At 54.1% G+C, this 22838-nt stretch carries 22 protein-coding genes; 15 read left to right on the forward strand and 7 right to left on the reverse strand.

The window, feature by feature from the left end:
- The first annotated feature begins 467 nt into the window (after positions 1-467).
- Together U9M73_RS20385 and U9M73_RS20390 are read left to right on the forward strand one after the other, a co-directional pair.
- A complete protein-coding gene (locus tag U9M73_RS20385) occupies positions 468-1196 on the forward strand; it encodes a glycerophosphodiester phosphodiesterase (RefSeq protein ID WP_036644434.1) in 729 nt (242 codons plus the stop codon).
- Positions 1197-1209: 13 nt separating this feature from the next.
- Complete coding sequence (locus U9M73_RS20390) at positions 1210-2439, forward strand: SLC45 family MFS transporter (protein ID WP_323078885.1); 1230 nt, start codon at positions 1210-1212, stop codon at positions 2437-2439.
- 78 nt (positions 2440-2517) lie between these two features.
- Here U9M73_RS20390 and U9M73_RS20395 read toward each other — a convergent pair whose 3' ends face one another.
- Both U9M73_RS20395 and U9M73_RS20400 read right to left on the reverse strand, forming a co-directional pair.
- Positions 2518-3297 (reverse strand): YcnI family copper-binding membrane protein, encoded by a 780-nt coding sequence (locus U9M73_RS20395; RefSeq protein WP_323078886.1) that lies wholly within the window; start codon positions 3295-3297, stop codon positions 2518-2520.
- A 36-nt stretch (positions 3298-3333) separates the two neighbouring features.
- Positions 3334-5043: a copper resistance CopC/CopD family protein gene (locus tag U9M73_RS20400; RefSeq protein ID WP_323078888.1), complete on the reverse strand. Its 1710-nt coding sequence runs from the start codon at positions 5041-5043 to the stop codon at positions 3334-3336.
- A gap of 314 nt (positions 5044-5357) precedes the next feature.
- On the opposite strand from U9M73_RS20400, the gene U9M73_RS20405 reads away from it, so the two are divergent.
- From U9M73_RS20405 to U9M73_RS20440, 8 genes are all read left to right on the forward strand, one after another.
- Positions 5358-6332 carry a diaminopimelate dehydrogenase gene (locus U9M73_RS20405; protein ID WP_009223970.1) on the forward strand — a complete coding sequence of 325 codons (975 nt, stop codon included), beginning with the start codon at positions 5358-5360 and terminating at the stop codon, positions 6330-6332.
- A 543-nt stretch (positions 6333-6875) separates the two neighbouring features.
- Positions 6876-7817, forward strand: a complete 942-nt coding sequence (qoxA, locus tag U9M73_RS20410; RefSeq protein ID WP_323078889.1) for a cytochrome aa3 quinol oxidase subunit II — start codon at positions 6876-6878, stop codon at positions 7815-7817.
- 24 nt (positions 7818-7841) lie between these two features.
- Entirely contained in the window at positions 7842-9815 is a 1974-nt protein-coding gene (qoxB, locus tag U9M73_RS20415) for a cytochrome aa3 quinol oxidase subunit I (RefSeq protein WP_009223972.1), read from the forward strand.
- Positions 9812-10408 (forward strand): cytochrome aa3 quinol oxidase subunit III, encoded by a 597-nt coding sequence (gene qoxC, locus U9M73_RS20420; RefSeq protein ID WP_009223973.1) that lies wholly within the window; start codon positions 9812-9814, stop codon positions 10406-10408. Before qoxB ends, qoxC begins: the two co-directional genes overlap by 4 nt.
- Before the next feature lies 1 nt (position 10409).
- Positions 10410-10694, forward strand: a complete 285-nt coding sequence (gene qoxD, locus U9M73_RS20425) for a cytochrome aa3 quinol oxidase subunit IV (protein ID WP_009223974.1) — start codon at positions 10410-10412, stop codon at positions 10692-10694.
- Positions 10695-11080: 386 nt separating this feature from the next.
- Positions 11081-11455: a metal-sensitive transcriptional regulator gene (locus U9M73_RS20430; protein ID WP_009223975.1), complete on the forward strand. Its 375-nt coding sequence runs from the start codon at positions 11081-11083 to the stop codon at positions 11453-11455.
- A gap of 65 nt (positions 11456-11520) precedes the next feature.
- On the forward strand, positions 11521-11721 hold the full coding sequence (gene copZ, locus U9M73_RS20435) for a copper chaperone CopZ (RefSeq protein ID WP_036644441.1): 201 nt from the start codon (positions 11521-11523) through the stop codon (positions 11719-11721).
- 151 nt (positions 11722-11872) lie between these two features.
- The gene (locus U9M73_RS20440; protein WP_260071791.1) at positions 11873-14107 is read left to right on the forward strand and encodes a heavy metal translocating P-type ATPase; all 2235 of its coding nucleotides are present in this window, start codon (positions 11873-11875) and stop codon (positions 14105-14107) included.
- 95 nt (positions 14108-14202) lie between these two features.
- Here U9M73_RS20440 and U9M73_RS20445 read toward each other — a convergent pair whose 3' ends face one another.
- The 3 genes from U9M73_RS20445 to U9M73_RS20455 are packed head-to-tail and all read right to left on the reverse strand — an operon-like array spanning position 14203 to position 15878.
- Positions 14203-14820 carry a hypothetical protein gene (locus tag U9M73_RS20445; protein WP_323078891.1) on the reverse strand — a complete coding sequence of 206 codons (618 nt, stop codon included), beginning with the start codon at positions 14818-14820 and terminating at the stop codon, positions 14203-14205.
- A complete protein-coding gene (locus U9M73_RS20450) occupies positions 14795-15001 on the reverse strand; it encodes a type II toxin-antitoxin system antitoxin (RefSeq protein WP_009223980.1) in 207 nt (68 codons plus the stop codon). The genes U9M73_RS20445 and U9M73_RS20450 overlap by 26 nt, the downstream gene beginning before the upstream one ends.
- Positions 15002-15020: 19 nt before the next feature.
- Complete coding sequence (locus U9M73_RS20455; protein ID WP_009223981.1) at positions 15021-15878, reverse strand: SPFH domain-containing protein; 858 nt, start codon at positions 15876-15878, stop codon at positions 15021-15023.
- Between the two features lie 241 nt (positions 15879-16119).
- Between U9M73_RS20455 and U9M73_RS20460 the strand changes: the two genes are divergently transcribed.
- Positions 16120-16257, forward strand: a complete 138-nt coding sequence (locus U9M73_RS20460) for a hypothetical protein (RefSeq protein ID WP_323078892.1) — start codon at positions 16120-16122, stop codon at positions 16255-16257.
- 470 nt (positions 16258-16727) lie between these two features.
- Here U9M73_RS20460 and U9M73_RS20465 read toward each other — a convergent pair whose 3' ends face one another.
- On the reverse strand, positions 16728-18176 hold the full coding sequence (locus tag U9M73_RS20465) for an aminotransferase-like domain-containing protein (protein WP_323078894.1): 1449 nt from the start codon (positions 18174-18176) through the stop codon (positions 16728-16730).
- A gap of 164 nt (positions 18177-18340) precedes the next feature.
- On the opposite strand from U9M73_RS20465, the gene U9M73_RS20470 reads away from it, so the two are divergent.
- The 3 genes from U9M73_RS20470 (at position 18341) to U9M73_RS20480 (ending at position 20359) form a co-directional block, all read left to right on the forward strand.
- A complete protein-coding gene (locus U9M73_RS20470) occupies positions 18341-18964 on the forward strand; it encodes a LysE/ArgO family amino acid transporter (protein ID WP_323078895.1) in 624 nt (207 codons plus the stop codon).
- 113 nt (positions 18965-19077) lie between these two features.
- A complete protein-coding gene (gene nfsA / locus U9M73_RS20475; protein ID WP_323078896.1) occupies positions 19078-19821 on the forward strand; it encodes an oxygen-insensitive NADPH nitroreductase in 744 nt (247 codons plus the stop codon).
- A gap of 286 nt (positions 19822-20107) precedes the next feature.
- Complete coding sequence (locus tag U9M73_RS20480; RefSeq protein WP_323079186.1) at positions 20108-20359, forward strand: hypothetical protein; 252 nt, start codon at positions 20108-20110, stop codon at positions 20357-20359.
- Positions 20360-20519: 160 nt separating this feature from the next.
- On the opposite strand, the gene U9M73_RS20485 is transcribed toward U9M73_RS20480, so the two are convergent.
- Positions 20520-21347 (reverse strand): TatD family hydrolase, encoded by an 828-nt coding sequence (locus U9M73_RS20485; RefSeq protein ID WP_323078897.1) that lies wholly within the window; start codon positions 21345-21347, stop codon positions 20520-20522.
- Positions 21348-21558: 211 nt separating this feature from the next.
- Between U9M73_RS20485 and U9M73_RS20490 the strand changes: the two genes are divergently transcribed.
- Complete coding sequence (locus U9M73_RS20490; RefSeq protein ID WP_323078898.1) at positions 21559-22524, forward strand: tyrosine-type recombinase/integrase; 966 nt, start codon at positions 21559-21561, stop codon at positions 22522-22524.
- Positions 22525-22838: the final 314 nt, after the last annotated feature.

Below are 22838 nucleotides of genomic sequence, written 5' to 3' on the forward strand. Positions count from 1 at the left end.
TTTTGTCATTATATCAAACATATGTTCGTTAATCAAGAAAAAAATCCCAGATAACCATCTTATCTTCGTAAAAATCGGAATGATCAGCTCCACGGGCCACCTCATTTCAATCCCGTTCATGGATTTCCCAATTCTGAGCAAAGGGGATAATCGTGCAAAGAGACTAGAAGAGATCCCGCATTCTGAACAAAAGGGATATTCGTGCAATGAGGTGCAGTAAGAGGATCCCTTTTCTCGATCCCCATTCTGATTAAAAGGGATAATGGTGCAAAGAGGTAGCTAGAAGACTCTCTTCCTAGATCCCCCAATTCTGAGCAAAGGGGATAATCGTGCAAAGAGGCGCAGCGAGAGGATCCCTTTATCGATCTCGCTATGGGGTGCTTTTTTATACAGGCCTAACAATGCAGGATTATAGTAGGGGAATGTTTAATATTAATTTTAAATAAATGCCTGGGAGGATGATCCTTTTGAGCGATATTATTAATTTTGCGCATCGCGGAGCTGCGGGGTATTACCCGGAGAACACGATGCTGGCTTTTGCCAAAGCGCTGGAGCTCGGGGCGACCGGTATCGAAACGGACGTGCAGATGACGCGCGACGGGGAGCTGGTCTTGATCCATGACGAGACGTTGCAGCGGACGGCAGGAACGCCGGAGTGGGTGAAGGATTTGACTTTGGCCGAAATCAAGCAACGGGAGGCGGGCTCCTGGTTCCACGAGGATTTTGCGGGCGAACGCATTCCGACGCTGGAGGAGCTGCTGGACCTAGTTCGGAACACGGACACGATCGTCAACCTCGAGCTGAAAACCGGCGTCGTCTTGTACCCCGGCATCGAGCAAAAGGTACTGGATACGGTACGCCGCTTTGGCTTAAGCGAACGGATCATCATTTCCAGCTTTAATCACTATTCTCTGGTCGAATGCAAAAAACTGGCTCCAGACATCCGTACCGGCATTTTGTACATGGAAGGCTTGTATGAACCGTGGGGTTATGCGAAGCGGGTGGGCGCGGAGGCGCTCCACGCTTACCAATATGCGCTGACGCCGGAGCTGGTGGCGGAAGCTAAGGCAAACGGAGTGGTTTATCATCCGTTTACGGTAAACGATTCGAAGCTGATGCAGGCGCTGATCGCGGCAGGCGTGGCCGGTATCATTACCGATTACCCGGACCGCTTGGCAGAACTGCTGGCCAAATAAGGAGCGTGAACGGATGAGAAAAACATGGCTGCTGGGTCTCGGTTTTTTTAGCATTAGCTTGACCTGGGCGCTGTACAATGCGTTTGTTCCGCTGTTTTTGGACGACTATTTGAAGAGCGCCGCGATGATCGGGTTTATGATGACGATCGATAATTATTTCGCCATTGTATTGCAGCCATGGATTGGACACCGCAGTGATAAGACGAATACCCGATACGGACGGCGGATGCCTTATCTGCTGATCGGCATGCCGTTAGGTGCTGTGTTTGCGGCTTTGATCCCTTGGCATACCGGGTTTGTGACGCTTGTTTTGTTCATGGTGTTAATGAATTTGTCGATGAGCTTGTTCCGCGCGCCGACGGTTGCACTTATGCCTGACATTACGCCGGAGCCGCAGCGGACCAAAGCAAACGGCATTATCAACTTCATGGGCGGCATCGGCTCAGTGCTGGCCTTTGGCATCGGCTCTCAGCTCTACGGGATCGGCTCGTATATGCCGTTTCTGTTTGCCGGAGTTGTTATGTTAATTTGTTTGTTCGTACTGAAGACGGTTATCCGTGAACCAGCGGCAGCGTTCGTGACGGGGTTCGCCGGGAACAACGCGGCCGGAGAGAACCCGAAACCGCAGATTCGCATCAAGGACCAGCTTGACAAGACGACGGTACTGATTTTGGGGGCCATCTTCTTCTGGTTTGTGGCCTATCAAGGCGTTGAGGCATTGTTCACGTTGTATGGTACCAAGCAGATTGGGATGAGCGATGCTGAAGCTTCTTTTTCGTTGACGTTCTTCTCGCTTGCGTTCCTGTTATTTGCTTTGCCAAGCGGTTGGCTGGGAGCTCGTTATGGGAAAAAAGCGATCATCTCCACCGGAGTTGCCGGATTGTTTGTTGTCTTCGGCGTCATGATTTTCGTTGATTCCGTCCTGTGGCTGCGGCTGCTGCTTATTGTCGGGGGCATTTTCTGGGCGTGCATCAACATCAACTCTTACCCGTGGGTTGTCTCCACCGGGCGGGAGGAGAGCATCGGGACGCGTACGGGGATCTATTATTTCGTTTCGTCCCTGGCCGCGATTACGTCGCCTCCGCTGCTCGGCTGGGTGATCGACGTGTTTGGTTATCCGGCGCTGTTCATCAGCGCATCCGTGGGGATGCTGCTGGCGCTGTGCTGCCTGTTCGGTATCCCCCGGGAGCAGCAGCGCTCAGGTAAGGAGCCGTTCGATCAGGCGCCCATCGGCATGAAATAAATTGATATCTCTGTGATGTAAAAAACAGCGGGGGTCCCAGCGCGGCGAAGCGTTTGGGAGACCCGCTGTTTTTTTGTGTCAAGCGTGCTTGCGTCTGGCGCGTAAAGCCAGCCCTAAAGCGACCAGCGATACGAGCAGCGCGCAAGCCGAAAGTACAAGGGCCGTCGTGCCGGCCGAGGAACCACTGCCACTGTCGTTGGACAGGGGCGCGGAGGAGGCTTCGGTGTCTGAACCGTTCGATTCCGTAGTATTGGCTGCAGCACCTTCATTGGCGCTGCCGTGATCATGCCCGGCGTCCTCCGTGGTGCCTGCCCCGGCATCCGCTCCGCCGTGGGAACCGGCACTATCCGCGGCACCTTCCGCGGCGCTCACCACCGTCAGCGAATGGGGCCGATCGGTACCTTCCGCGCCGGTCCATTCCACGACGCTGCCGTCGCTGTAATATTGGAAGGCGTCCCAGGCCAGTTCCGCGGGTTCGCCGGGATTTTGCGCGACGAATTCAAACTGCTGGAACTCGCCGGGGCCGATGCCAGCGCCTTCGGCCGTCCAGGTGACGGCCGTGACCGTTCCATCTTCCGCGATCGTCAGTTCTACGCTCCAGTCCGGTAAGGGACGGTACTGTTTGAAGGCGACGCCTTCTGGGATCTTTAGCGCGACTTTCACCGTGTTGACGTCTTTTTCAACAGGTACTTTCAGGCTGTAGGTTTCCCAGGCTCCCGGGGCGGATTGGCTTGGCTTAACCGTTACGTGTGCTCCGGCCGTGGCGGTGAAGAAAGCGAAAGTCAGGACCCACACAATAGCGGAACCGGCTGCGTAACGCCAAAACGTTTTTTTCAAATTAAATATTGGATTCAACATGGCTAAATCTCCTTTGATCGTAGTTTGATAACCTCTCTACGGATTTCCTATTACCAGCTCTGTATCGTAATCGTAACTGTCCAGTGAACTCGTCAAAATATGGACGTGTACGTTCCAACGGCCGCCCATCGTAATCAATTCGCTCACCTCGGGAGGGGAGCCGCCGGGGAAGAGGATTTCTATTGTGCCCATATCCATCTCCTTTGACGTCAACTCCAGCGTCACTTGGTCCACATCGTTGCGGGGTTGTCCATCCGGACCCAGCACGTTCACCTGAAAGGTGTTGGTGCCTGCGACGTTTGGAGTTACGCGGATCGTGACCTTTGTCCCGTCATCCAGTTGATGGGTCAGAGCAGCGGGACCGGGGAATGCAGCAGCCGTGGGCAAGTTCGCCAGGACAGCAGCTAATAGAAGGACAGCCAGTCCAGTCCCCAATTCGGTCCATACGCCGGCGGTGCTCAGCGGCTTTCTTGCCTGTCTTCCGCGCAGGAAGGACCAACCTCCGAGCAGCAGGCAGATCAGGGTCAGGGCAATTTTGGCCAACAGTACAAGACCATACGTCGTATGCGTAAGCGAGTACAGCGTTGGCACGTGCAGCAAGCTCCCATACTCGCCAGAGAGTAACAGGATGGCTACCATAATGAAGGCGAGTATGGAAAAACGCCGAACCGTCTGCCAAGACAGGGGAAGTTGCGACGGTGCAGAATGCCGGGCCTCTTCTTTTTTAGCGGATGGCTGAGTTGCTGCCGGAAGCAAAAACGCTAAAGCGCCAACACCGCCCAACCAGATCAACGATGAGGCCAAGTGCAGGAAGTCCGCCGTTATGGCAGGTCCTCGCAGGTCTGCCGTGGCAGCATGTCCGATGAATGCCTTGGAGAGCAGCAGCCCCAAGCCAAACAGCATGGCTCCAAGCAACGGAAGCTGAGGCGGCCGGGTGCTTCTGCTGGCGTGCAGCAGGTACAGCGTCCACAAGAGCAAGCCTCCCAGCAACAAGAGCTGAACCTTCCAGACCTCCCCGAAGGTTGTATACACCAGCGTTTGCCGCCAAAGCGCCGGATCAAACGCTTCTCTCCATCCCCCGCCTGCATCGTCAGCGGTTTGTTGCGGCAAACTAAGCAGAATGCCGGCGGAGGAAGCGATCAGCCCGCTCAGCCACATGACTCGGCTGCGCCGCTTCAAACGTTCGGGCCAGGCATTGTCCAGACGGGGAAGAAGCCACGCATGAAAGACGACCGCCCCAAGATAGCCCGCCATTCCGCCATAAAATAACCAGCGGACAATCAGCAGGCTCCAGCCCGGGAACGAGCTGCCACTATCCGTCGTTGGATGGACCGGGGGCCCGCTCTCCATGCCCTGATCGCCGCGCCCGATCTGAAACGGAATCGTTCCGGAGATGGCGTGTCCATCGCCGGAAACCACGTTCCATTTTGCCGTATACAGCCCCTCCGGCAAATTCGGCTGCAAGGAGACGGTCAGCCGGGACGGCTTCTGGGGATCGATTTCCGCTTCTCCATCCGTTACGTCATCTCCGTTTGGACCGATGACCTCGAGTTTATGGAAGCCTGCCTCAATAGGTTCATTAAACTCGATGACGATCATCTCAGGGGACGTATCTAATGTCTCGTTTGCCGCCGGATTGGAAGAAACGACATACGCGTGGGCAAAAGCAGAAGTTGGCGCTAGTACGAGAAGGATGATGCAAGCGGCAACCGCGAAACATGTCCATTTACGAAGAAATATTTTCAATCGAATTCATCCTCAATTCAGATAGTCTATGAGCTTCCTCACAATGATTACCATTTTACATGGATTAATTACGCCTGAGTATGACTAGAATGGGCCATATCGCGCCCTAATCTCTGTCTAATTGTGTCTGATTTGTGAAGCTCGGCTAGCCAAGATTTGCATAAAACGTAAAAAGATTTGCACAAATATGCAGAATGTTTAAACAAAAACACTAACCTTGCATGTAAACTATTTAAAAAATGATTAGGGTCAATTACAATGGGGGTTAGTCTATGGGTTATGACGAGTTTGACCATAATGAAGGGGGATATTAAGTGGCAACAATTAATGTCGGTATCGTAGGTTACGGAAATTTGGGACGGGGCGTGGAAATGGCGCTGAAACAGAATCCCGATTTTCAACTGAAAGCGATTTTTTCGCGCAGACAACCGGACGAGGTGGCAGCCGCTAGCGGCGTGGTTCATATTTCCGAAATTGAAAAATATAAAGGTGAAATCGACGTAATGATCTTGTGCGGCGGGTCGGCTACAGATCTGCCGGAGCAAGGGCCGCAATTGGCGGCGATGTTTAATACTGTCGATAGCTTTGATACGCATGCGAGAATTCCGGAATACTTTGCGAAAGTCAACGAAGCAGCGGAGAAAGCAGGAACGGTCAGCGTCATTTCGACCGGATGGGATCCTGGCTTGTTCTCGCTGAACCGGCTTCTGGCCGAATCGGTGCTGCCGGAAGGAAAAGACTACACGTTCTGGGGCAAAGGCGTCAGCCAAGGGCACTCCGATGCGATTCGCCGCGTGGCGGGCGTGAAGAACGGCGTTCAGTATACGATTCCGGTTGAGGCGGCGGTTGAGCGTGTGCGCCAAGGCGAAAATCCAGAATTGTCCACTCGCGAAAAACACCTACGCGAATGCTTCGTCGTTGCGGAGGAAGGGGCGGATCTGGCGAAGATTGAGCAGGAGATCAAGTCGATGCCAAACTATTTTGCGGATTACGACACAATTGTTCACTTCATTAGTGAGGAAGAATTGAAGGCGAACCACTCCGCGATGCCGCACGGCGGTATGGTGCTACGCAGCGGCCGGACCGGCGCAAACAGCACGCAGCTGATCGAGTTCAGCCTGAAGCTGGACAGCAATCCAGAATTTACGGCTAGCGTGCTGGTTGCATACGCCCGCGCAGCGTACAAGCTATCGCAAGCTGGAGAGTCGGGGGCGAAAACAGTCTTCGATATTCCGTTCGGCCTGTTGTCGCCGAAATCGCCGGAGCAACTGCGTAAAGAGCTGTTGTAGGCAGAAGATTCCGCATACAGCGGGCGCGGCTTCATTTGGTTCGTCTATCTATGCGATAAATAGCATAAATATTGAGGTAAGAGGTTGTCCTGAAGGCAAGGGAAGTTTTGCTTAGGGGCAGCCTCTTTGTTTGTTTGGTCTCAATCAAAAATGTCACGAAAACGTCACATTCTCCCTTGATATCAAGGGGAGATGTGGGGGTGTGAAGCAAAACGTAACACGAAATATTGTGAACCGAATCACAAAATACGGATTATCTATGACAATTCTGCGAACTCTGGTAGGCTGAGACCGCATTGTGAACAATTATCAAAATCGCCGATTTTTCCGGATAATGGCCGAAAATCGTCTTAAATCAACTTTTCATGCGATGTAAAGGATAAAAGTCACACTATATAATGTAATAATTTTACATAATTAACATTCTATATGAATTGTTATTCAATCCCCCCTTTCCTAACATAAAAGTAGCTGATCGAACGAAGCCATTCCCGAAGCCTTGGGGGATGGTGTTCACAATGAAGAAAGGGGTATCGGTATCCTATGAAAAGGAAAGGGTTGCTGTTAGCTTTATTTTCAGCCCTTCTTGTCCTCCTGACCGGGTGTAATCAGTTGACGGTGTTAGACCCGAAAGGTCCGGTGGCCAAGACCCAATCACAAGTCATCATTTTTTCGATTGTAACGATGGCCTTTATTTTGCTGGTCGTTTACACGCTGTACATCTATATGTTAACGAAATATCGTGCTTCCAAAGCAGCGCCGGACTACGAACCGCCGCATGTGGAAGGCAGCAAATGGCTGGAAATCACTTGGATTACGATTCCGATCATTATCGTAGCGGTGCTGTCGGTTGTGACCGTCCGCAGTACGTCGGCTGTAGAAAAAGTGCCGAAAGGCTATGAGGATCAAAAGCCGCTCGTGATTTACGCCGCTTCCTCCAACTGGAAATGGCATTTTAGCTATCCGGAGGAAGGGATCGAGACCGTTAACTATGTGAACTTCCCAACGAACCGTCCAGTGGAGTTCCGGTTGTATTCGTACGGACCGATTACGAGCTTCTGGATTCCGCAGCTGGCGGGACAGAAATACGCGATGAGCGATATGGTGAATACGCTGAACATCGTTGCCGAGCATGAAGGCTCGTATATGGGCAAGAACTCCAACTTCTCCGGTGAGGGCTTCGCACACATGGAATTTGAAGCGCTGGCCATGGCGCCTTCGGAATATGACAAATGGGTCAAAGAAGTGAAGGACACCGCTCCTGAGCTGACCGAGTCGGAGTTCGACAAGTTGCTGGAGACCGCGCATGTTGGCCGCCAAACGTACAGCTCGACCCATCTGGACTTCCGTCCTGCACCGGAAGGGGAGAACGCCGGCCATAATCATGGCGGCGAGAACGGAAGCGAGGAGATGGACCACTCGACGATGGACCACTCCGACATGGACATGACGGAAGAATCTAGCGGACACGAAGCGCATAACTAATCAACGGGAAGGGAGTACCTGAACATGAAATGGGACGAATTTTTCGTCACGGGTGAGCCGATGATCTATGGCGCGATGGTCAGCATCGTTGTTGTATCGCTGGCGATAGTCATCGGTTTAACCTATTTTAAGAAATGGGGCTGGCTGTGGCGCGAATGGTTAACGACCGTCGACCACAAGCGGATAGGCATCATGTATATCATCTCCGCACTGCTGATGCTCTTCCGCGGCGGCGTGGATGCGCTGCTCATGCGGGCGCAGCTGGCGGTACCGGAGAACGGACTGCTGGATGCGCAGCACTATAACGAAATTTTTACGACACACGGGGTCATTATGATCCTGTTTATGGCGATGCCGTTTGTTGTCGGGTTGATGAACGTCGTAATCCCGCTGCAAATCGGCGCGCGTGACGTAGCATTCCCGCGTTTGAATGCCGTCAGCTTCTGGCTGTTTTTCGCTGGGGCGATGTTGTTTAATATCTCTTTCGTCATCGGGGGTTCCCCGGATGCCGGTTGGACGGCGTATTTCCCGCTGGCCAGCGTTGAGTTCAGCCCGAGCGTAGGTAACAACTATTACTCGATTGCGATTCAAATTGCAGGGATTGGGACACTGATGACCGCAGTGAACTTCCTGGTAACGATCCTGAAAATGCGCGCACCAGGTATGACGTTGATGAAAATGCCGATGTTTACCTGGTCGATCCTCATTACGAACATCATTATTTTGTTTGCGTTCCCGGTATTAACCGTGGCGCTGGCACTGATGATGTTCGACCGCCTGTTTGGTACGCAGTTCTTTACGATGGCCAACGGCGGGATGGATATGCTCTGGGCCAACCTGTTCTGGGTATGGGGCCATCCGGAGGTTTATATCGTTATTTTGCCGGCCTTCGGGATTTACAGTGAAGTCATTTCGACGTTCTCACGCAAAAACTTGTACGGCTATAAATCCATGGTATGGAGTATGATCGTTATTTCGCTGCTATCTTTTATCGTATGGGCGCACCACTTCTATACGATGGGTCACGGCGTCATGGTCAACGGGATCTTCTCGATTACGACGATGGCGATCGCCGTTCCAACCGGGGTTAAAATCTTCAACTGGCTGTTTACGCTGCAAAAAGGGCGCATCGAATTTACAACGCCAATGCTGTATTCCCTCGCCTTTATTCCGATCTTTACGATCGGTGGGGTGACCGGGGTCATGCTGGCGATGGCGAGCGCCGACTATCAATACCATAATACGATGTTCCTGGTGGCGCATTTCCACTATGTGCTGATTCCAGGTACCGTATTCGCGGTGATCGCAGGGTTCTATTACTGGTTCCCGAAATTGTTCGGTTTCCGGCTCAACGAGCGTCAAGGCAAGCTGGCCTTCTGGATTATTGCCATTAGCTTTAACGTGACCTTCATGCCGTTGTTCTTCCTTGGTTTGAAAGGGATGACCCGGCGGATGTATACCTATTCGGAAAGCACAGGCTTTGGTCCGCTGAACCTGATCGCTTCGATCGGTGCGGTGGGGCTCGCCATCGGGTTTATCGTGCTGGTGTACAACATTTACTGGAGCTTCCGTTATGCGGAGCGGGACAAAACCGGCGATCCTTGGAACGCACGTACGCTGGAATGGAGCACGCATTCTCCGGTGCCGGAGTACAACTTTGCGGTTGTGCCTAAAGTGGATTCGCTCGATCCGTTCTGGAAAGCGAAGAAAACGGGTAAATCGCTGTATACGGATAAAATCGAAGAGATTCATATGCCGAACAACAGCGGTCAACCGTTTATCCTGGGTGTGATTTTCTTTTTCTTCGGATTCTTTATGGTCTTTAGCTGGTGGGTACCGGCGATTATCGCCGGCCTGGGGATTCTCGTCATGCTGGCGGTACGTTCGTTCGAACGCGACCACGGCCGACATATTCCGGTCAGCGAAATCATCAAAACCGAGCAGGCTTTGGCCAATCGGTTGGACACGGATGCAGGATTGCGGGGTGAACACGCATGAAGGTAGATCATACTTTGCCTTTGGAATATCAAACGGAAGAGAACAGTAACCGGGTTCTTGGGTTCTGGCTGTTCCTGGGCGCGGAAATCGTGCTCTTCGCCACGCTGTTCTCGGTGTATCTGACGCTGTGGAACCGGACCGGCAGCGGCCCGAACGGAGCGGAAATCTTCGAAATCGGACCGGTGCTGGGCGAAACGTTCTTGCTGTTGACCAGCAGCTTTACCTGCGGCTTGGCGGTACACAGTATGCGTCTGGGGCTGAGAAAACCGTTTATGGCGTTCTTCGCCATCACGCTGCTGCTGGGCCTCGGGTTCCTTGGTATCGAGATTACCGAATTCGTTACGTACGTTCATGAAGGCGCAACGATGCAAACCAGTGCGTTCCTGTCGAGCTTGTTCGTCCTGCTGGGGACGCACGGCGCCCACGTAACGCTGGGGCTGCTGTGGGGCAGCGGGCTGATGATTCAGGTGAAACGCGAAGGGTTTACCCATGATACGGCGAACAAATCGTTTATTTTCTCGCTGTACTGGCACTTCCTGGACGTGGTCTGGATCTTCATCTTCAGCTTTGTATACTTGAAAGGACTGATGTGACATGAAAAAACTGTTCCCGATTCAACACGTCATGGGATATGTGTTCTCACTGATCCTTTCTGCTGTAGCGCTGTCGGTGGTATTCTGGGATATGTCGTTTGCCGTTGGCATGACGATCCTGCTTGTCTGCGCGGCCGTACAGATGTCGGTGCAGCTGTTCATGTTCATGCACATCGGCGAGAACCGCAGTAAAGGTGCATTGTATGCTAACCTCGTATACGCCCTGTTCGTCGGGCTAGTGACCGTGTTTGGTACCTTGCTGACGATGATTTGGGGTTACCAATAAGAGCACAGTCGAATATCAGAAAAAGAAACCCGTTGTCACGTATGTGGCAGCGGGTTTTTTGGCGTTAGCGGGGGAAGCTAGGATAGAAGAGTCGTTAACGCTAACGGACCGTAGCGCCGTTAAATGATGTTGGTTGGCGTTGACGGAGGGCTAGCGGACTTCACGGCCGTTATTTTGCGGATTTTGCGAAGGGTGGGCCCTCTTACGTGTCAATAAGGTCCACAGGGTCCGTTAGTGCGGGAAATGAGCCGGGAAATGACAGATAAGGTCTTTGAGGTCCGTTATGTTGGAAAAAAAGTTGAACGGAGACTCTTTACATACCCCATGGGGGTATATTATAATGAGCGTACCACAGCAAACCACGTTGGTTTGGAAAGGAGTCATGTATGGCGAAGGTCGAGGGACAGGAACATTTGGCGTCCGCACACTGCGAGGAGCATGGCGGGCATCATAGCGTATCGGAAACGGAGAATGGCAAGCCGGTACGGCGCAGCCACCATTCTGAAGCGATGAAGAGCAACCTGATCAGCCGATTGAACCGGATTGAAGGGCAAATCCGCGGAATCAAAGGGCTGATCGAGAGAGATACTTACTGTGACGATGTGCTGAACCAGATCGCCGCCGTGCAATCTGCGCTGAACAGCGTGGGCCGGCTGCTGCTGGAGGGACACATGAAGAGCTGCGTGATCGAGCGAATTCAAGCAGGTGAGACCGAAGTGCTCGACGAGCTGCTAGTCACGGTCAACAAGCTGATGAAATAACGGCGGAACCCCTGGGGGTACGCTGCAAGATGAAGCCATTATTAAACTCATGGGAGGAATTGTTCATGCAAAATATTACGTTAAACGTTGAAGGTATGTCCTGCAATCATTGTGTCAAATCGGTAGAAGGAGCCATCGCCGGGCTGGGCGCTACAGGGAAAGTGGATCTGGCCGCGAAGAAGGTGGAAGTGACTTTCGATGAAACGAAAGTGACGGTTGAACAAATCAAAGAAGCGATTGAGGATCAAGGATACGACGTCGTTTGATCCGAAGCCTTTTTCACGGACCTATAAGACGTGCGAGCGAATTAGCCGTGCGTCTTAAGGGACGGGGAGTGGGATGTGGAAGTATTTTTATTTGCCCTTGATATACCCCTATGGGGTATGAAATATGCGGGTTTTGAGATGGAGGATTGTCATGGAAAAAGCATTGCCTGCCGCCGGCGCGAATCACGACCAAACGACGTTGCAAATTACCGGGATGACCTGCGCTGCCTGTGCGGCACGGATCGAGAAGGGGTTAAACCGGCTGCCCGGCGTGAAACAAGCCAACGTCAATCTGGCGCTTGAAACGGCGCAAGTGCGGTATGAGCCGGGGACGGTCTCGATCGAGCAGATCATCGATAAGGTAAGCCAGTTGGGCTACGGTGCGGTGTTGAAGCCGTCGGAGAAGGAGTCCGGGGATATCCGCGCGCGGGAAATCCGGAAGCAAAGAAATAAGCTGATCGTGTCGGCAGTGCTCGCGTTCCCGCTGCTGTGGGCGATGGCCGGGCATTTTTCCTTCACCTCATGGATCTGGACGCCGGAGCTGTTTATGAACCCGTGGTTCCAGCTCGTGCTGGCGACGCCGGTGCAATTTATGATCGGCTGGGGCTTTTACGTCGGGGCGTACAAAGCGCTGCGCAGCCGCAGCGCTAACATGGACGTATTGGTCGCGCTCGGTACGTCGGCGGCGTATTTTTACAGTCTGTATTTGAGCTTGGAGTCTTTGTCGATGCCTCACGGGCATACCCCCCAGCTGTATTATGAAACGAGCTCGATCCTGATTACGTTGATCCTGCTCGGCAAATGGTTTGAGGCGTTAGCCAAAGGCCGCTCCTCCCAAGCGATCAAAACGTTGATGGGGCTGCAGGCCAAAACGGCGCTGATCCTCAAAGACGGCGTTGAAACGGTGGTACCGATCGAAGCGGTTGTCCCGGGGGACGTATTGATCGTCAAACCGGGCGAAAAGATCCCGGTTGATGGGGTAGTCATCGGCGGCGTCTCGTCCGTCGATGAATCGATGTTAACTGGGGAGAGTATCCCGGTGGAGAAGAAGGAAGGCGACACGGTCATCGGCGCGACCGTCAACAAACATGGCGTGCTGCGCGTGCAAGCGGCCAAGGTTGGCAGCGAAACCGCGCTGGCGCAAATCATCCGCGTTGTAGAAGAAGCACAAGGCTCGAAAGCGCCAATTCAGCGGGTAGCGGATGTGATTTCCGGGATTTTTGTCCCGATTGTGGTTGGGATCGCTGTAGTTACGTTCTTGGTGTGGTTTTTCTTCGTGGCGCCGGGCAGCTTCGCCGTGGCGCTGGAAAAGGCGATCGCCGTGCTGGTCATCGCATGCCCTTGCGCGTTGGGGCTGGCGACGCCAACGTCGATTATGGCCGGGTCCGGACGGGCCGCGGAGTACGGCATCCTGTTTAAGGGCGGCGAGCACCTCGAGGCCGCCCAAGGGCTGCAAGCGATCGTGCTGGATAAGACCGGCACGATCACGCGGGGGCAGCCGGAGCTGCGGGAAGTCGTCCCGGCCGAAGGCTGGGACGACGCGGCATTGCTCCGGCTCGTCGGCGCCGCCGAGCGCGGCTCCGAGCATCCGCTGGCGGATGCTCTGGTGGCCGGGGCGCGGGCGCGCGCCCTGGATCTGCCCGAGGCAACCGCCTTTGAGGCGGTGCCCGGGCATGGGATTACGGCGGTCGTCGAGGACCGCCGGGTGCTCGCCGGCACGCGCCGCCTGATGGCGCGTGAAGGCGTCGACGTCTCCGCCGCGGAGGCCGGCATGGCCGCGCTGGAAGCGGCCGGCCAAACCGTGCTGCTCGTGGCGGTCGACGGCGTCTACGCCGGCATGGTCGCCGTGAGCGACACCGTGAAGGAGACGTCCAAGGCCGCAGTAGCGCGGCTGAAGGAGATGGGCCTTCACGTGGTGATGATCACCGGCGACAACGTGCGCACCGCCCAGGCGATCGCCGCCGAGGTCGGGATCGACGAGGTGCTGGCCGAGGTGCTCCCGGAAGGCAAAGCCGCCGAGGTGAAAAAGCTCCAGGCCCGCGGCCTGAAGACGGCGATGGTTGGAGACGGCATTAACGACGCTCCGGCACTTGCCGTGGCCGACGTAGGCATCGCCATCGGCACGGGCACCGACGTGGCCATGGAGGCCGCCGACGTCACGCTGATGCGCGGCGACCTGGAGGGCGTGCCGGATGCGATCGCTATGAGCAAGCGCACGATGGGCAATATCAAGCAGAACTTGTTCTGGGCGCTCGCCTACAATACGATCGGCATTCCTGTAGCCGCTGCGGGCTTTCTGGCTCCGTGGCTGGCCGGGGCTGCGATGGCGCTTAGTTCTGTCTCCGTTGTGCTGAACGCGCTGCGTTTGCAGCGGGTGAAGCTGTAACTATACAATGCCAAACGAAACGAGCCTTCCAGGCCGTAAGGTTCCGGATTTTGTTCCGGTCTTGCGAGGGAAGGCTCGTTTTTTTGATGTAGATTCTATTTTTTTGGATGGGTGAGGGGATCCCCGATAATGCCTTGATCCTCCAGGGCGAGAAGCAGCTTCTTCATGAGTTCGACGGTTGCCGTAATGGCTGGCACGTCGGGCTTCTTTAATTTCTCCGTACAGGTCAAAGTGGCACGTCCGTTCTTGATCCGCAGCCGTACATGGATCTTGGAATGAAGGTTCAGCAACTCTTCGATCCCTTCGTACTTCAATACCGATCGCAGCAGACTGGGATGGGAAGCTTTTGCTTGAAACTTCTTATTCATTGCGGAGTTTGGGAGTGAGGCTTCCCGGAGCCCCCAGGTAAACCAGGCCAAGACATGTCGTTTGGCCGAAAATAACACGAACTCCAGCTTACGGCGCGGCCGGTAGCTGTATTTCACGGTGATCGCGTACTCGTTACCGGAGGTGTCGTTATTCGGGTCGGTGATCGTCACCTTACAGGATCCGAAGCGTGGGGAAAGCGGCAGACGGACATGCTGCCCCTTATACTTCCAGTTCCTGAACGTTCCTGCGGCGTAAGTCCCTCCAGAGGTTCTGGCATACTCTTTCAGCAGGGCTGTCGACTTCGGTTCCCACCACGGTTTACTTTTTACTGTCGTCTGCGTCATGCTTCTCTTCCTCCTTGCCCGGCGCCCGGGTGGAAGGCAGTCTTCCCTCGCGGCGCAATGCTTCTCGCAGCAGGTATTCGATATGCCCATTCACGCTTCGGAATTCATCCGCTGCCCAGCGTTCCAAAGCCTGATAAAGAGTCGGGTCAAGGCGAAGTGGGAAGCTCTTCTTGCTGGCCATCGTGAATGGATGCCCCTAATTAATACAACGTGCTAGTATTGATGACCGGCTGGGCGGAACGGTCGGATACGACAGCGACGAGCAGGTTGTTAATCATCGCGGCTTTACGTTCGTCATCCAGCTCGACAACTTGACCGGCCTGCAGCCGTTCGATCGCCATTTGAACCATGGTGACGGCGCCGTCGACGATTTTCTCGCGAGCCGCAATGATCGCTTCGGCTTGTTGGCGTTGCAGCATCGCGCTTGCGATTTCGGTCGAGTAGGCCAGATGCGTCAAACGCGACTCAATGACCTTAACGCCGGCGATGGCCAGACGGTTCTGCAATTCGCTGGTGAGCTCCAACGCAATCTCTTCCGTATTGGCGCGCAGGGAGAAGCCGGTGTCGGAATCGTCCAATTGGTCGTACGGATATTTGCTGGCGACGTGGCGCAGTGCAGCTTCGCTCTGAATTTCCACGAAGGTTTCGTATTCATCCACTTCAAATAGCGCTTTGGCGGAGTCGACCACCGAAAACACGACAACAGTGGCGATTTCGATCGGGTTCCCTTTGACATCATTGACTTTCAGTTTGGCGCTGTTGAAGTTGCGAACGCGCAGCGAAACTTTTTTGCGAGTTGAGAACGGGATGGCAAGATAGAAGCCGCTCTTGCGGATCACGCCGAGGTAACGGCCGAAGAAGGTGACGACAGCCGATTGGTTTGGCTGTACGATCGTCAGCCCGGTCAAGAGCACGAAGGCGATGACGAAGGAGAGCACACCGCCGGCCACGGGAACGACATCGTTTAACGTGACGAGAAATGTCCCCAACGCAATAAATCCGAAAATGAACAACAGGGCAACAAAACCGTTTAGGCACGAAATTTCTTTTTCTTTCATATAAAGTGACACTCCTTCACATATTAAATTGATATTTATATGATATCACTTTTGCAAAATAATGTAAATATTAGGCGGCGATATTCTCTGCCGGGGGCTTTTACATGATTATCCCCTTCGCTCAGATAGAATAGTTATCGATGGAGCAGAACTGTGTGAACCAATTGAAGCTTGGATGGGAGTGAAGATGAGGATGGAGATGAGGATGGAGATGAGGATGGAGATGAGGATGGAGATGAGGATGGAGATGAGGATGGTGTCTTATGGGATGGAATGGGGAGGGAATGAGGTTGGAAGCGAGACGGCCTCGCGGCTGATCGAACGGGATAGGCGTGTGCAAGTGGAATCGCAGATGATTAAACGGGATAGGCGTGGGTAAGTGGAACTTCAGCTGATCAAACGGGATAGGCGTTGGGTAAGTGGAACTTCAGCTGATCGAACGGGATAGGCGTGTGCAAGTGGAACCGCGGCTGATCAAACGGGATTATGCGTGGACAACTGGAATCGCTGCTGATCCAGGGCAAGATAGGCGGGGACGGCCGTATCTTAGCTGTCAGGGTGCGACAGACAGGAACGCCCGTACCGTAGCAGTCGGGGTGCAACAGACAGGGACAGCCTGGCCTTAGCTGATCAGAGCACGACCGGCAGGTTTAGCCCGTCCCGTCGTACTCGCAATAGGGGCTGACGGTACCGCCGCCAGGTGCGGGCTATCCAGGCAGTCCAGGCTGCCCGCACCATTAGCTTCGTCCCCAGCGTAGCTCTGGATATAGTGTAGACGTCCCCGAACGTCTGTGATCCACCTCCTGCCTAGAAGGGGGCGCCTGTACCGTAGTGCGATGTTTCATGGGCTTAATCCAAGGAGCGTACGATTTCGCTTAGACGGGCGATGCCTTCCGTCAGTTCTTCGGCGGTGGCGTAGGCGTAGGAGAGGCGCAGGTGGCTGCCGGAGGCGCGGTTGTACAGGTGGCCGGGGTTGATCAGAAGGCCGGCTTTTAGGGCGGCGTCAAATATTTTGCGCGGGGAGGGGGAGTTGTGCAGGTTCAGCCAGATGTAAAACCCTCCCTGCGGCACCTTCCAGTCCGCGATATCGCGAAAATACCGCTCCAACGCGTCCACCGCCGCCTCTCGCCGCAGGCGGAGCGCCGCCCGCAGCCGTTCAAGATGGCGGTCGTAGCTGCCGCTTTCCAGCCATTCCGCTGCCATCTGTTGCGAGAGGGCGCTAGAGCCGTAATCGCTTTGCATCTTGATGTCTGCAAGCCGCTCGATGACGGGCTGCGGTCCGGCAATCCAGCCAATCCGCAGGCCGGGGCTGAGGGATTTGGACAAGCTGCCCAGATACAGTACGCTGCCGCTGGCGTCATGAGCCTTCAGCGGCAGGGGCGGCGGGGCGTCCAGCCACAACTCGCGGTAGACATCATCTTCAACGAGGGGGAAACGGGCTGCCTCGCAGACGTCCAGCAGCTGACGTCGCCGCGCTTCGCTCATAACCGTTCCGCTTGGATTATGGAAGGTCGGAATGGTATACAGCAATGCGCCCGCATATTGCTTGGCGTACACAGAAACCAGGTCGGCGCGCAGGCCTTGTTCATCCATCGGGACACCGCGCAGCTTCATTCCGGCGCTCTGAAAAACGGGAACCGAATACAGATACGACGGTCGTTCGGTCAGTACCGTCGAGCCCTGGGGGAGCAGGCCGACGGCAATGAGCTGGAGCGCCTGCAAGGCGCCGGAGATTATCAGCAGCGAAGCCGGCGATACGGTGATGCCTTGGAGGCTCAGCCGGGCGGCGATGGCCTCCCGGAGCCGCAGGTCCCCGTTGGGCTCGCCATAGCCCAGGTTTGTGACATTGGTGGCCATCCGACCCAACAGCTCGGCCATTTCGGATTGCGGCAGCAGGTCCGGGCCCATCTCGCCGGTGCCGAGTCGCAAAATGCCGGGCTGGAACTCAGCCCGGTTAATCTCCTGCACGGCAGGCAAATTAGGGTACTGCACGCCGGAGCTGACGTATTCGTTCCAATCGGGCGGCGGGGAGGCGGTCAGCACGCCCCAGGTCCGGTTAACGACGCGGGTGCCGCCGCCCCGGTCGCCCTGAAGCAGCCCGGCTGCGATCAGCTCGTCCAGCGCGGCGACGACTGTGCTGCGGTTGACGCCAAACCGCGCGGCCAGCTCCCGCTGGGACGGGATGCGTGTCCCCACCGGCCATTCGCCGCTGGCGATTCGATCACAAAGATGCTCCATGATTTGGCGATGGAGCGGAATGGGCGAATTTCGGCTGGGACGCCAGGTCGAATGATTCATGCGGAATACCCCCTATCTGCAGAACTGTAGATTTTTTGCGCGAACGACGTTATTTTCCCCTATTATATCGTTTGGTTGGTTTCTGATCCATCCAAATGGATGGAGCTAAATCGGGAGGGGGCGGGTACAATAGGGTTCGAGACAGAGATCAGAGGGGGAGAGAGATGTTTAGTGCTGCGATTCATGGGTTCTTTCTGGCGGTTGGACTTATTTTGCCATTAGGCGTGCAGAATGTGTTTGTGTTTAACCAGGGGGCTGCCGGACGAAAGCTCCGCCGGGCCTTGCCGGCTGTTCTGACCGCCGCTTTGGGCGATACGATATTGATTTTGCTAGCTGTGTTGGGGGTCTCGGTGCTGGTCTTGTCATGGACTTGGCTGAAAACCGTACTCTTTGCGGCAGGCGCCGTCTTTATGCTATACATTGGCTGGACCATCTGGAGGGACGTGTCCAAACCGTCTTCCGCCGGGCCATCCGGGCTGCCAGCTAAACAGCAGGTGGTGTTTGCATTGTCGGTGACGTTTTTGAATCCCCATGCGATTCTGGATACGGTTGGCGTGATCGGGACAAGCTCTCTGGATTATACCGGCGGGGCGAAAGGGGCGTTTACGCTGGCTGCGATTCTGGTGTCGTGGGTCTGGTTTTTCGGATTGGCATGGGCAGGCAAAACACTCGGAAGCTTGGACCGGGGAGGTCAACTGCTCCAGGGGATCAATCGATTGTCTGCGCTTATCGTCTGGGGGATGGCGTTATATATGATCGGTGCCGTGGTCGCTGATCACTTGAAGTAGGGCGGCGGGGAGCCTTGAAGCTCAGTATGACACTGGGATGCAAGCGGCTTGCTTCCTGTTGGGGAAAGTTCCATAATTAGGAATAACATAAAGCAAGGGATAGGAGTGAGGAGATGAACGAGACGATATCCAAAATGCTGGAGCACCGTTCCATTCGTAAATACAGCGATCGTCCGGTGACCCGAGAGCTGGTGGAACAAATCATATCCGCAGGCCAAATGGCCTCCAGTTCCAGCAATGTACAAGCCTATACCGTGATTGCCGTGACGGACGCGGATCGGAAAGCGAAGCTGGCCGAGCTTTGCGGGAATCAGGCTTATGTGGCGGAGTGTCCTGTTTTCCTAGTCTGGTGCGCAGATTTGTCAAGACTCAAACGGGCAGCGGAGCGGCATCTTCCTTCGGAAACGACTTATGAAGGCACGACGGAGAACTTTATTGTAGCTACGGTCGATACGGCGCTGGCAGCGCAAAATGCCGCCATAGCCGCAGAATCACTGGGCCTTGGCATCGTGTATATCGGCGGTATCCGCAACCATAGCGAGGAGGTGGCGGATCTCCTGGGCCTTCCGCACCTTTCGTATCCTGTATTCGGGATGTGTCTCGGCTATCCGGATCAAAATCCAGGGGTGCGTCCACGGCTTCCGCTGCCGGCAGTTCTGCACTGGAACCAATATGATACCGCCGGGCAAGAGGAACAGGTGGCGGCCTATGACGAGGTCATGTCCAAGTATCTGCGTGAACGGACCGGAGGGGCGAAGGATACCCCTTGGTCGGAGCTCATGGCCGAGAAGCTGGCACAGCCGGCGCGGCTGCATATGCGCGAATTTTTAGAGAAGCGCGGCTTTACCTTGAAATAATGGCAAAAAAAGCTGTCCTAATCGGGTCGTACCCGGGGACAGCTTTTTCGTATTATTAGGTCAACCAGAAATTTCTGGTTGGCCTTTTTTCTTAGGCGCTGTCAGATGGCGGTAGCCGGGAGAACGTGCGGCTTTTAGGGGCAATGATCCCGTCACAAAAACTGTTCTCCCACTACCCCCAATGACCATGTTTGAGCTGGTTGAGGCATCGGACCTCGAATCACAAGCGAAGCTGTGAGATTGGAACCATCGTGGGAGTGCCGGCTATTATTCAGGAGGAGATGACATGAGACCGGTTATTGGATTGGATGTGTCGAAAGGGACAAGTGTGCTCCAAGCGTTTACAGATCGAAATAAGCCGTATGGAAACAGTATCACGGTAGAAACGATTCGGGAAACGGCAGGATCGTCACACAGCAAGGCTTGGATTCAGACAAAGGCAGAGAAGATTCAAGAGAAGATTCAGGCGTTACCGTCTCTAAGCAAGTCAAGCAAAGCACAACAGACGGCTTTGCTGAGTATGGTGGAAATGGTGTAAGGAAAGAGGGCAAGCCCTACAAAGCATAATACCAAATTTACCCAGAAGCATCCGCGCCAACGGAGGCTTCTTTGTGCTGCACAAAAATAGTATAACAGTATCTTTGCATTAATCCAATCACTTGGGGTTGACAAACATTAGCTGGTTTTTCGTCGTTAAGTTATAATCCGTAAAAACTTCGCGTGTTCCGGTACAACGTCGCTGCGGCCTCTTCCGGAGAGATGCCCAGAAGATTCGCCCAGGCCAAGGCGACGTGACGGGTCATGCGCGGGTGGGTGATCTGACCGGCAAACGGTCCTTCAAACGGCCAAGGCCCGTCCGTTTCGGCCATCACCTGCTCGGGAGGATAGCGCCGGGCGAGGTCTTGGATTTTCGATTCGTAGACGATATCCGGCGTAAAAGAGATCGCATAACCGCGATCCGCCATGCGGCGCACTGTGGATTCGGCTCCCTTGAACCAGTGGAAATGTGCTTTGGTGACGCCGTGGCGTTCCAGCAGGTCGCAGGCAAGCTCGGCGTCCTCGTATACCGCATGCATCACAATCGGTTTGTCTAACGCCTTGGCAAGCATCACAAACTTCTCCAGCAGGTCCACGTAGGGCTCAAGCTCAAAGCCCTTTCCTTGCTGGAGAGCTTCTTGCCGCGCATAATATGGAAGCCCGACTTCACCAACGGCAATCATATCCTCGGCATGCTGCTTGATCCAATTCAGCAGGAGATCGATCTCCCGATCCTCAGGGATAGGCTGCTCGGGGTGGAATCCGAATGCCGGGCGCACCAGGTTCGGATAGCGCTCCGCCAAAGCGTTGTTCAGCTTGCAGGAGGCTAAATGCATCGAAACGGCAATGACGGCTTCCACTCCGCAGCCCGGCAGTTCCTGCAGCAGGCGTTCACGGGTATCTTCGTCGTAAAGGTCTATATGAATATGGGCATCAATGAACGGGAGTTGGATTCCCTTCGGTAAACCGCGAAGAAGATTGTGGGACATCTCACCAGACCCTTTCCAGAAACAGGTTAACCGCTTGTACTCATTATACCTGTTTTTAGGTAGGTTTCAGCGGATGCCACGGGATTTCTTCGTTTTTTGGTTAGAGAATGCCCATCATGTAAAAGGTTAAATCTTACTGCGAAACCGGGCATGTCGTACAATAACAATTATGCGACAAAAATTAAAGTCAACAGGAGGTCCACTACATAATATGGGTACTAATTATTTGTCCGCTGTAGCCCAGCAATTTCCGTTCCATTTATCTGTCACACAGGATTATCAGGACGAACAGATCATTCAAATGTTCCTGACGGCATGCGCCAAAGCGCCAAATACCCGCAGAAACTATTTTAGGGCCCTGGAGCATTTCAGGCAATTCCTTTCGGGAATGCGTTTTCGGGATGTGACTTGGAGGGAAATCGAAGCTTATAAAATCTACCTCACGAAGGGCTTCTACCGCGATGGCCAAAAACCGCTTGCTCCGGCCAGTGTGGCTGCATTTATCGCGCCTCTGAAGTCGTTTTATAAATGGGGAAGCGACAGCAGCATCGGCTTTTTCGATCATAATCCGGCGCAAAATGTCCGTATCCCGGCCATTGCCGTAACGAGCCGCAGACATTATCTTACCCGCAACGAGGTCGGCAAGCTGCTGGAGGCGTTGCGGCGCCAGAGCCTGAGAAATTACTTGATCGGCCTGTCTCTGGTGCTGTTGGGCCTTCGCGTGTCCGAGTTATGCGGCATCAAGTGGAAGGACTTTCATGCCGATATGCTGGAGACATCCATATGGCTCACCGTATCCCACGCAAAACGCGGAAAAACACGCGAGGTCAAAATTCCGCGAGAGCTCTGGAACATGTACCAGGAGCATGCACGCAGATTGGCGAAGGGGCATGAACCGGATCCGGAGTTGAAGCTGTTTGCAATTACGCCGCGGCAAATCGAACGAATCATTAAACAAGCAGGCATTGCGAGCGGAATTCAGAAGCAGCCGACCCCCCACTGGTTAAGACATACCAACGCGACGCTGGCATTGTTGCAGGGCGCCTCGCTGCAGCAGGTTCAGGAAAGCTTGGGGCACTCCCATATCAACACGACCCAGCGCTATCTGCACACCGTCGAGCAAATAAAGAAGGCGGCTCCTGACTTCGTACAGGACTGTTTGATGGAATTTATGTGATTTTTCTATTTTTTTAGTGCTATTTATCTATTTTTTGTGTCGAAAATAATGCAAAAATCGCTCTTTTGTCCTATAATGTAACAAGGGTTAATTACAAACCTTGCCAAATTTCGACCAGTTTTTACCTAGGGTTGTCGCATAATTGTTATTGTACGACATGGTCTGTTTTTCATCCGTTTGCTCTGAATCATCATCGGGTAAAAAGCGTTAAAATTTAACGGGGATTAAGCAAATTATTAGCCAAAATAACTTTTTTCTTTCGGGAAATAAGGAACGTCGACTCCGAGACGGGAGAGACGAATGACGACACAGGT

It is taken from the genome of Paenibacillus phoenicis (assembly GCF_034718895.1).
GTDB classification, from domain to species: Bacteria; Bacillota; Bacilli; order Paenibacillales; family Paenibacillaceae; genus Fontibacillus; species Fontibacillus phoenicis.